This window comes from Sulfurimonas sp. (assembly GCF_019429335.1).
In the GTDB taxonomy this organism is placed as follows: domain Bacteria; phylum Campylobacterota; class Campylobacteria; order Campylobacterales; family Sulfurimonadaceae; genus Sulfurimonas.
In genome coordinates this window covers 21184-31123 of record NZ_JAHYJB010000020.1, presented here as the reverse complement: position 1 = coordinate 31123, position 9940 = coordinate 21184, and the positions used below count along the sequence as shown (strand labels likewise).

Genomic DNA, 9940 nt, shown 5'->3' with positions numbered 1-9940 from the left:
TTTTAAAAACAATATTTATACTTTTAAAGAACAAAGCCATGTTTGATGAAAAACTAGCTTTAGGTGTTTCTAAATGAAACTGTAAATTTAATGTTTTTTAGTTAGGTTTCTTTATAGTTGACTCCTTAACTGATTTTTCTTATTAGGCGAATTCGCATCATTAACGAATACCCATTGTCAATATTCTACCATCTAAACCTGATAATTCACTAAAAACTTCATAGCAATTACACCCCTGTGAATGAATCTCCACTTTTTATAATTTTACTTATCAGCGATGTTGACACATTCAAATAAGTTGCTATGTCTGCTTGAGAGTAACCGTCTTGGTGTGCGTTAAGTATTGCCAAGTTTCTATCTGCTTTTGTAGAAATTTCTAGACTTTTAAAAAAGTTCATATTTTTCTTAAATGAAGAGTGTGTTAAGCGAGGAGTTGAAAATGGAACAAAGTTACATCTCAAAATTTGCAAAAGCACCCTCTACGCTTAGTACGTTTTTGTAGCTGGTCTTTTTGATTATTACTCTTTTTGTGTTGAGGTCACATACAGCTATGCGAAAGTTTGAACCCATTTGCGGTTCAATTATACATATGATTTTATCTTCTATCTGTCTCGTTGTATGGATGGTCCCGTGAAGATTGTGAAAAAAGTACTTTGGATAACTAAGCGGTGTAATCTCAACAACATCTGCGGTTCTTTTTTTGTCAAGAGTTTGTGCGATGATATTGGCGTCTTCAAAGTTGTCAAACTGGATACACCATTCATCAAACTCTTTGTTAAATCGTTTTAATTCTTCATCTAAAAAACCACCCGCAGGTGATTGAAGAGCAAATATACTCATATTGTCGTTATTTGAATTTTTTAACCAGAAGTATGCCAATACCGACAATAACAAATATTACAGCAATACTCACTGCGATAAATGTAGCTGATACGGGCTCGCCAAAATTAGGCATTTAAAACCTTTGAACATCTTTTACATGTAGATTCTTCGTCTTTTGATTGATACTTCCAACATCTTGGACATTTTGCTTCACTTGCTTTTTGGATTACAAATATATTTCCGTCAACTTCAAATTTTCCAAGTTCATTAGTTACTTCGCTATGTGAGATGCCAGATACTACAAACCAGTCTTCTGCCGATGTTTTGTCCATCTCCGCTATCTTTTTGGACTCTGTGATTATCACTAACTCTAAAGTGTTTTTTATGATTTTTTCTTTTTTAAGCCCATCAACTATCTCATAAAACTTCTCTCTTGTGCTGTTCATATATGCGGCGTCAAAAGTAGAGTCGATAGTCTCCATGCTCTCGTAAACAAAGTCAAAAATATCTGCTTTGTCGCCTTTTAAAAATGCAGGCAGATGCTCTGTAATCTCATCCGCCGTATAGGTTAAAATAGGTGCGATAAGAGTCAGAAGCGACTTAGTCATAATTGCCATTGCGCTTTGGCTTGAGTTTCTTCTTGGGTCGTTTATAGCGTCACAGTAGAGGCTGTCTTTTGTAATGTCGATGTAGATTCCGCTCAGCTCATTTACGATGAAGTTGTTTAACAGACTCATACCGTGAACAAAGTTGTAGTTACTGAACGATTTGTGAACATTGTCAAATACCGTTTTTGCTTCGCTTAAAATCCACTTGTCAAGTTCGCCCATCTTCTCGTATGGAGTTAGACTCTGCAAATCGTTGATATTTGCAAGCATAATTCTAAAAGTATTTCTCAGTTTGCGGTAGTTTTCGGTACTCTGTTTTAAGATACTTTGAGAGATTTTCAAATCCCCTTGATAGTCGCTTGATGCAACCCAAAGACGTAATATTTCGCTGCCGTACTCTTTTAAAACCGACTCTGGTGCAACAACGTTGCCCTTGCTTTTTGACATCTTCTCGCCTTTTTCATCAACTGTGAAGCCGTGAGTAAGGAGTGCTTTGTAAGGCGCTTTGTGCTCAACCGCAGCACTTAAAAACATAGACGACTGGAACCATCCGCGGTGCTGATCGCTTCCCTCAACATAGAGGTCTGCCTGATACTCGCCTGCGTCATAGTTGCGTGATTTAAGAACAGAATACCATGTTGAGCCGCTGTCAAACCAAACATCAAGAATGTCCGTTACCTTTTCAAGCTCATCTGCGCTGTATCCAGCACCAGGGTAGAGGAGATGCTCTGTTGTCATCGAGTACCAAGCGTCGCTTCCGTGCACCTCAAAAATCATAGCAGTAAAGTTTAAGACCTTCTCATCAAGCAGAACTTCGCCCGTTGCTTTTACTCTAAAAAACGCTATCGGAACTCCCCAGTCTCTTTGACGGGAGATACACCAGTCGGGACGGTTCGCAACCATTGATTTTAGTCTGTTTCTGCCTGTTTCAGGGAAAAACAGCGTCTTTTCAACTTCATTTAGAGCAATCTCTCTTAGTGTTTCGTCGCACCCTTTTGGCTTTTCATCAACGCTTATAAACCACTGTTTTGTAGCTCTGAAAATCAGAGGTGTATGGCTTCTCCAGCAGTGTGGATATGAGTGGGTGAATTTTGAGACATGTACAACGCTCGCTCCCATAAGGGCAATCAAGTCTTCGTTGGATTTAAAGATATGGCGACCGACAAAATCTTCACCGTTAGGAATGAGAGCATCGCGAACTACGCTCTCATCATAACATCCTGTCTCATCAACCGGCATGATTACATCCAAATCATAAACAAGACCTATGCGGTAGTCATCTTCACCATGCCCTGGGGCAGTGTGAACACATCCTGTTCCGTTTTCAACAAGTACATGTTCGCCTAAAACTATGCGAGAAGTTCTGCCGTTTAGCGGATTAAGGGCTAGAAGATTTTCAAACTCTTTTGCTTTGAATGTTCTTGCTATTTCACCGCTTAAAGCTCCTTGCTCCTTTGGAGACTCTAAGAGTTTTTTAGCAACGATGTAACCTTCTGTCGTAAGAGCGTACTCTTCCTCAGGGTTGAGTGATATTCCCGTATTTGCAGGAATCGTCCATGGAGTAGTCGTCCAGATAACTAAAGCTGCTTTAGAGTCTATGGAGAGTCTTGTTTTTGCCTCATCACTTAGTTCAAACGCGATAAAGATTGAGTAATCCTCTTTATCCTCATACTCGACTTCAGCCTCAGCAAGAGCAGTTCTCTCGGCCCATGACCAAAAAACAGGCTTGCTTCGCTCGATTAGAAGACCTTTTTTTGCAACGTTGCAAAGAGTTCGGTAGATGTTTGCCTCAAACTTATAGTCCATCGTCACATATGGATTATCCCAGTCGGCAATAACGCCCAGTTTTTTGAACTCTTCTCTTTGGATGTCGACAAATTCAGCCGCATGAGCGCGGCAAAGCTCTCTGATTTTTGCAGTTTCAAGAAGCTCTTTTTTCTGCTTTCCGCCAAGTTTTTTCTCAACTTGCTGCTCAATCGGAAGACCGTGACAATCCCAGCCCGGAGTAAAACGGACAGATTTACCGCTAAAATAGTTATGTTTTATAATGATATCTTTTAAGATTTTGTTGAGTGCATGTCCGATGTGCGTGTGACCGTTTGCGTATGGAGGACCGTCATGAAGAGTAAAACTTGGAGCATCTTTGCGGTTAGCTTTCATCTTCTCATATATTTTTTTCTCGTCCCAAGAAGCGTATCTTTTTGGTTCGTTGTTGATGAGATTGCCTCTCATTTCAAATTTTGTAGTCGGTAAAAGTAGTGTATCTTTATAATCCATGTCTGTCCCAAATAGTGTAAAATTTTTGGATTGTATCTAATTAAGGTTTATTTTATTATAAAGTTATTATTTTTAGAACTAAATAAGTGATACAATTAGCAATCAAAATTTGTTTAAAAAAGGCTATTTATACAATGAAACTGCACCTTTTGTTAATCGGCAATAAATTTATATACAATCTTCCTTTAAGAGAGTATATTGTAAGAAAAATAGAGCAAAAAACTGATTTTATACACTCTATAACTTTTTTTAAAGAGAGTGATAATTCACTCTTTTTGTATCTTGACAAAGAGCTAAACGCAGCAAACAGGCAAATTATAGTAACTACAAAACAGCACTTCTCAACCATCGGAAAACTCATCTGTACGGTCACGGGTGACAATCAAATACTTAAAGATGAGATGCTGTTTCCATCCAACAGCTCTGTTTTTGAAAACGGAAGCTATCTTTTGGAGTATAAGGATTCCATCACAAACGTTCTTCACATGGATGAGATGCAGACATTTCCTGAGATACTTCTAAATATAGAGGATTCCAAAGCTACTATGCACCTCTTTGAAGAGGACAGGGAGAGTGCTATTGCGATACTCTCACCCATAGCTCAGATGTATGACGTTAAACTAGATATCGTAAATCTCATTGACGGATGGCTTAGGATTGATATTAGAAGCAAAAAATACGGAAATATTTCAAAATTTATAGGCTCTGCAAAACAGCTCTTGCCGAATAAACTCATCGCGGCATCAAACATTATGAGTTATATAATAGATAAACTCTCTTCGCAAAATAAAAAAATAGGTTTTGCCGAGAGCTGCACCGGAGGACTTCTTAGCTACTCTTTTATAGAAAACAACGGTGCTTCTAAAATACTCGACGGCGCCCTTGTGACATACTCAAACACTATGAAAGAGAACTGGCTTGGAGTAAACGGCAAAACTCTTGAGGAATTTGGCGCGGTAAGCAGTGAGGTTGCCTCAGAGATGAGTGAGGGAGCGATGAATGTCAGTAATGCAGACTACACTATATCAATAAGCGGAGTTGCGGGCGAGGGTGGCGGAACTGAGTATAAGCCTGTAGGCACCATTTATGTTGGCGTGAGAAGTAAAACAGAACATAGAGAGAGCAGATTAAATCTTAGCGGGGACAGAAACTATATACAGCATCAAAGCGTGCTTTTTGCCATTAAAATGTTGCTGCTTATAGACAAAGAGATATTTTTTTAAATTTATCTCTTTTTATCTTGACAATTAAAACCTATTTGCCTATAATTTCGACCTCTAAAGAGATAGAGGAAAATGTCTTGTTAGCTCAGCTGGTAGAGCATCTCACTTTTAATGAGGTGGCCGATGGTTCGAATCCATCACAGGACACCATTATTTACATGCGCGGTGGTAGTTCAGTTGGTTAGAATACCTGCCTGTCACGCAGGGGGTCGCGGGTTCGAGTCCCGTCCACCGCGCCATTTTTTGATAATTTGCACGCAATATTTCGCTCAGATACTTTAAGTATGCTACGCAAAATCGTACGCACAACTAATTCAAAAAAACACGTTTAGGGCGTTTAGCTCAGTTGGTAGAGCGCTACCCTTACAAGGTAGATGTCACTGGTTCGAGTCCAGTAATGCCCACCATTTTTGTTTTATATGCACAAAGCTTTTGACTCACGTACTTTAGTACGCTTCGCCAAAACCTTAGCACATCTAAAATCAAAAAATCCAAGTTATTTAACAAAACCTTTTGTTTAATGAAAGTGACCCTTTCGTCTAGTGGCCAAGGACACTATCACTTCATGGTAGGGACAGAGGTTCAAATCCTTTAGGGGTCGCCACAAAACATGGTGTTATAAATAGAATTAAATTTAAAATTCTTGATTTTTATTTTAATCGAGGCAGGTTCTTTGTGTAATGAGGAGCATAGTAAATCTATGTGACGAATGAAACAAAGGTTCTAACGAAGAGTAAAGTAAAAAGCATAATTTTAGGGCGTTTAGCTCAGTTGGTAGAGCGCTACCCTTACAAGGTAGATGTCACAAGTTCGAGTCTTGTAATGCCCACCATTTTTGATTATACTGCGTTAGATTTCAACTCACATAGGTTTCTATGCTTCGTTAAAATTTGCCTTGTCTAATATAAAAACAATTTTTTTATGCGCGGTGGTAGTTCAGTTGGTTAGAATACCTGCCTGTCACGCAGGGGGTCGCGGGTTCGAGTCCCGTCCACCGCGCCACTACCTATAAATAAAATCTACTCATTTCCTGCAACAATATCGGTAATATCAAAAATTATCTCATCTTCTAAATTCTGTTCTATCAAAAAAAGCTTTATTTTCGTATCTTCATTCATGATATGGTCGATAAGCGCACGCTTTGCCACAATTTTCATTTTTGTTTTAATAATATCGAGTTTGGCAGGTTTGTTTATAACTGAAGCAAGATAGTCAATAAGCTCCTGATGCAGGGCTTTATGCTCTTGAAGTTTGTCGTATCCTATTGATGACATATACTCCTCCTCTTCATGAAAATGAGTCTTCATGTAGTCGCTGAATTCGTAGAGTATGCTCTTTAGTCTCTCTTTTGTAATCTTATGCTCTTCTACCTCATAAAGTCTGTTTACAAGTCTGAACAATTTTTTATGCTGATTATCAAGCGACTCAATACCAATTGCGTATCTGTCGTCCCACGCTATTTTTTGCTCTTCCAACAACGTATCCTTGTAAAATATATTTCAAAAAGCTATAAAAAGCTCTTAGTTCCGCGTCCGTCATACATATCTTTATATCTAAACGTAATAAGATTTTGCATAATAGCAAAAAGAATCATAAAGTTTATAAAACTGCTCCCGCCATAGCTAAACATCGGCAACGGCACCCCGACAACAGGGGCATATCCTATAGTCATTGAGATATTTACGCCCATATATATAAAAATCATAAAGGCTATAGAGATTGTAACTACCTTTATAAAGTAGTCGTTGTTAAAAATACTAAGACTCATCAAATGCAAAATAAGCATAACATAGATAAGAATAATCCCCAGAGCACCTAAAAATCCACTTCTCTCTACTAAAAACGCAAAGATAAAATCGCTTGTGGCAATAGGTAAAAATCTCATTTGCGTTTGTGTGGCATCATCTTTTGCCTTACCGGTAAATCCGCCTGAGCCGATAGCAATAATGGACTGCTGAACATGATACGAGGGCTTTTCGCTTAAGAAATCATGTACTCTTGTTTTTTGATAATCATGAAGCAAAAACTTGTATGCAATGGGAGAAAAAAGAAGAATAAATCCAACCAGAAATGCCCATATTTTCCAATAAACGCCTATATAAAAGAGTACGCCGTAACCAAGAAGCAGAAGAACCAGCGCCGTACCTAAATCAGGCTCTTTGGCTATGAGAATAAAGGGCAAAAGTATGTAAAGGCTTATCTTTAAAAACTCTTTTATTCTATATCCCTGCATCGGTGGCGGGTTTCTATGAACTAGGTATGCAAGCATTAAAATCAGTGCGGGCTTTACAAATTCCGAGGGCTGAATCGTCATGTTGATAAGCGGGATTTCTATCCATCTCTGCGCCCCGAGTCGAGCGTGACCGAAGAATTCAACTCCAATAAGCAGAGATATGCTAATCCAGTAGATAAAAGGGATAAGCCAGCTCATCCTGCGGATAGGAAGCAGAAAAACTGCTAAAAATACCAAAAATGCAACGCCAAAATATGCAGTCTGTTTTTGGGCAAGAGCAGGAACGGCTTCCCCTATTAACCAGTTTGAAGTGAGTATGAGCGGAATAATTAGGATAATGGAAAAAAAATCAAATTGTGCTAAAATACGCTTATCAATTCTCCACAAATTTGAAACTCCATAATATTTTAGAAATTGTATCATAAAGGTTAGAAATATGAACCAAACACAAAGTTATATTTGCGATAGCGCCGAGCGTCTTGATACATTTTTAACATCGCAAATAGGGCAGAGCCGCTCACAAATCGCACAGCTTATTAAAAAAGAGTGTGTACTTGTAGACTCTAAGATAGTTTCTCGTTCGGGAGTTAAACTAAAAGAGAATCAAATTGTTGAAGTAAAGTTTTTGGATGCAAAGAGCGAGCCGGCACTTGATGTTGATTTTGACGTTGAAATCATCTATGAAGACGGTGACGTTCTTGTTATAAACAAGCCAAGCGGATTGACCGTTCATCCTGCTCCAAGTGTTAAAGAGGCGACTCTGGTTGACTGGCTTAAACACAAGGGAGTAAGACTCTCAACACTAAGCGGAGAGGAGCGTCATGGAATTGTTCACAGACTTGATAAAGGCACGAGCGGAGCTATGGTTATCGCTAAAAACAATCGCTCACACGAGTTTTTGTCCAATCAGCTTCAAGACAAAAGCATGGGAAGATACTATTTGGCGGTCATTACCCCTCCTCTAAAAGATGATTTGACTACTGTTGAGTGCCCGATAGCAAGAAGTGCTCATAACAGGCTAAAGATGGCATGTCTGGAGCATGGAAAAAGTGCAAAGACTATTTTTAAAACATTGTTGCTCTCAAATGATGAAAAAAACCAGCTAATAGCTTGTAAACTTTTTACAGGAAGAACACACCAGATACGTGTTCACTTGGAGAGTATTGGCCGCCATATTATCGGTGATCATATTTATGCTCAGAGCCCAAAACAGGAGAAGTCGGAACGAATTTTGCTACACGCATACTTGATATACTTTACTCATCCAACGAGTGGAGAAAAATTGCTATTCACCGCACCGCTTGAGAGCGAGATGGCGGAATCTATAAACAAAAAATTTAATACGGAGCAAATAGATGAGATTATGGACGCTAGCTACATTATGCACGGCTTCACTGCTAATTCTTAGCGGCTGCAGCGGCAAAGGACCGATGCCTAAAAAGGATGCTGTTATTGACAACACTTTGCCGATAGTTGCACTTACTAAAAACGGAACAATCGTTGATACCAATACAATCGCGTTAGAGTGGGGGTCTATCGATGACCAAAGAGTAGAGGGTGTCTATATATATAGAGTTGAATTTGATGCTGAGTCAAAGAGCAGTGCCAAGGGCGAGAATGGCGTTAAAAGTGACTACTACGATACCGTAAGCAGTCGTTTTTCAACACACTATTTGGACAAAAAAGTAGAGCCTGCTTCAAGATACGGCTACTACTTTAAAACATACAGTGCCAATGCTGAGTCTCAAAAAAGCGAAACAACTGTTATAACTTCTCTTCCTCAATTGGAGTCGGTAATTTGGATTCACAGCAGACAGAGCATGCCAAGAAGCGCAAAAATAATATGGCGTCCTCATGAGAACGCAAAGGTAAAAGCGTACATCATTCAAAGAAGAACTCTTCAAGAGATTAATTGGACTGATATTGCAACCGTTGACGGAAGATTGAATGCTGAGTTTATTGATAAAAATCTCAAAGATAATTTTACATATATCTACCGTATTCGTGTCTTGACATATGACAATATAGTTTCAAAACCGAGCCAAGAGGTCACAGTTGTGACAAAAGAGCTTCCTGCTGAAATAACACAGGTTGTTGCTTCAACTGATTTGCCAAAGAAAATAGAGATAAACTGGAAGAGCAGCGAAATCGTTGATTTTTTAACATACAGAGTATATAGAGCTAACAGCATTAACGGAACTTATTCTGAGATAGCTGATACAAAAAAGAACTCCTATGTTGATGTTATAGAAGAAGACGGTAAAGAGTATTTTTACAGAATCAGCGTAATCGACAGAGATAAACTTGAGAGCGTGAGTTCAAACCACACTGCACTTGGAAGAACTTTGATTAAACCTGCAACTCCGTCTTTGATTGATGCAAAACAGCTTAACGGAACAGTCAGACTCTCTTGGATTACATCAGACTCAAGAGCTGTTAGCTATATAGTGCAAAAAAGATACAGTAAGAGCTTTTTGGAGAGTTCGATTGAAGATTTTCAAAATATAAAAAAGAATGAATTTATAGACTCTGAAATAGAGGATGAAAGAACTTATTTTTATAAAATATTTGCAATTGACGCAAACGGGATTAAATCTGAGCCGAGCATAGAGGTTAAGTTTAAAGTTGATGACAAATCGGCAGTAAAAAAGCCAAACACTACTCTGAAAAAAGCAGAGAGGAGTGTAGAGAAAAAGATAGAACAAAACAGCGTAGAGAGCAATATTGCGCCTGCTGAGGACGTAATTCTACCTATGCAAGATTTTTAACAAAACGAG

The 9940-nt window shown here is 38.7% G+C and carries 8 protein-coding genes and 6 tRNA genes; 9 read left to right on the top strand and 5 right to left on the bottom strand.

Features of this window, described 5'->3' with window-relative positions:
* Positions 1-227 precede the first annotated feature (227 nt).
* The 3 genes from K0A91_RS11025 to ileS all read right to left on the bottom strand — a co-directional run bounded on the left by K0A91_RS11025 (position 228) and on the right by ileS (position 3707).
* Entirely contained in the window at positions 228-398 is a 171-nt protein-coding gene (locus K0A91_RS11025) for a helix-turn-helix domain-containing protein (protein ID WP_366511628.1), read from the bottom strand.
* Positions 399-450: 52 nt separating this feature from the next.
* A complete protein-coding gene (locus K0A91_RS07655; RefSeq protein WP_294930074.1) occupies positions 451-840 on the bottom strand; it encodes a hypothetical protein in 390 nt (129 codons plus the stop codon).
* A 107-nt stretch (positions 841-947) separates the two neighbouring features.
* Positions 948-3707, bottom strand: coding sequence for an isoleucine--tRNA ligase (gene ileS / locus K0A91_RS07650; RefSeq protein WP_295009594.1), 2760 nt, complete (start codon positions 3705-3707; stop codon positions 948-950).
* Between the two features lie 134 nt (positions 3708-3841).
* Here ileS and K0A91_RS07645 point away from each other — a divergent pair, with 134 nt between their 5' ends.
* From K0A91_RS07645 to K0A91_RS07615, 7 genes are all read left to right on the top strand, one after another.
* The gene (locus K0A91_RS07645) at positions 3842-4930 is read left to right on the top strand and encodes a CinA family protein (RefSeq protein WP_295009593.1); all 1089 of its coding nucleotides are present in this window, start codon (positions 3842-3844) and stop codon (positions 4928-4930) included.
* A 74-nt stretch (positions 4931-5004) separates the two neighbouring features.
* Positions 5005-5080: transfer RNA gene (locus K0A91_RS07640), tRNA-Lys, on the top strand.
* 12 nt (positions 5081-5092) lie between these two features.
* Positions 5093-5169: transfer RNA gene (locus K0A91_RS07635), tRNA-Asp, on the top strand.
* Between the two features lie 92 nt (positions 5170-5261).
* A tRNA-Val gene (locus tag K0A91_RS07630) sits at positions 5262-5337 on the top strand.
* Positions 5338-5458: 121 nt separating this feature from the next.
* Positions 5459-5534 (top strand) — tRNA-Glu (locus K0A91_RS07625).
* Between the two features lie 152 nt (positions 5535-5686).
* Positions 5687-5762: transfer RNA gene (locus tag K0A91_RS07620), tRNA-Val, on the top strand.
* 93 nt (positions 5763-5855) lie between these two features.
* Positions 5856-5932 (top strand) — tRNA-Asp (locus K0A91_RS07615).
* Between the two features lie 17 nt (positions 5933-5949).
* Here K0A91_RS07615 and K0A91_RS07610 read toward each other — a convergent pair.
* Together K0A91_RS07610 and K0A91_RS07605 are read right to left on the bottom strand one after the other, a co-directional pair.
* Entirely contained in the window at positions 5950-6405 is a 456-nt protein-coding gene (locus K0A91_RS07610) for a hemerythrin family protein (protein ID WP_295009592.1), read from the bottom strand.
* A gap of 32 nt (positions 6406-6437) precedes the next feature.
* Entirely contained in the window at positions 6438-7550 is a 1113-nt protein-coding gene (locus tag K0A91_RS07605; protein ID WP_295009591.1) for an FtsW/RodA/SpoVE family cell cycle protein, read from the bottom strand.
* 49 nt (positions 7551-7599) lie between these two features.
* Here K0A91_RS07605 and K0A91_RS07600 point away from each other — a divergent pair, with 49 nt between their 5' ends.
* Both K0A91_RS07600 and K0A91_RS07595 read left to right on the top strand, forming a co-directional pair.
* A complete protein-coding gene (locus tag K0A91_RS07600; RefSeq protein ID WP_295009590.1) occupies positions 7600-8571 on the top strand; it encodes an RluA family pseudouridine synthase in 972 nt (323 codons plus the stop codon).
* Positions 8519-9931 carry a hypothetical protein gene (locus K0A91_RS07595; RefSeq protein WP_295009589.1) on the top strand — a complete coding sequence of 471 codons (1413 nt, stop codon included), beginning with the start codon at positions 8519-8521 and terminating at the stop codon, positions 9929-9931. Before K0A91_RS07600 ends, K0A91_RS07595 begins: the two co-directional genes overlap by 53 nt.
* Positions 9932-9940 lie beyond the last annotated feature (9 nt).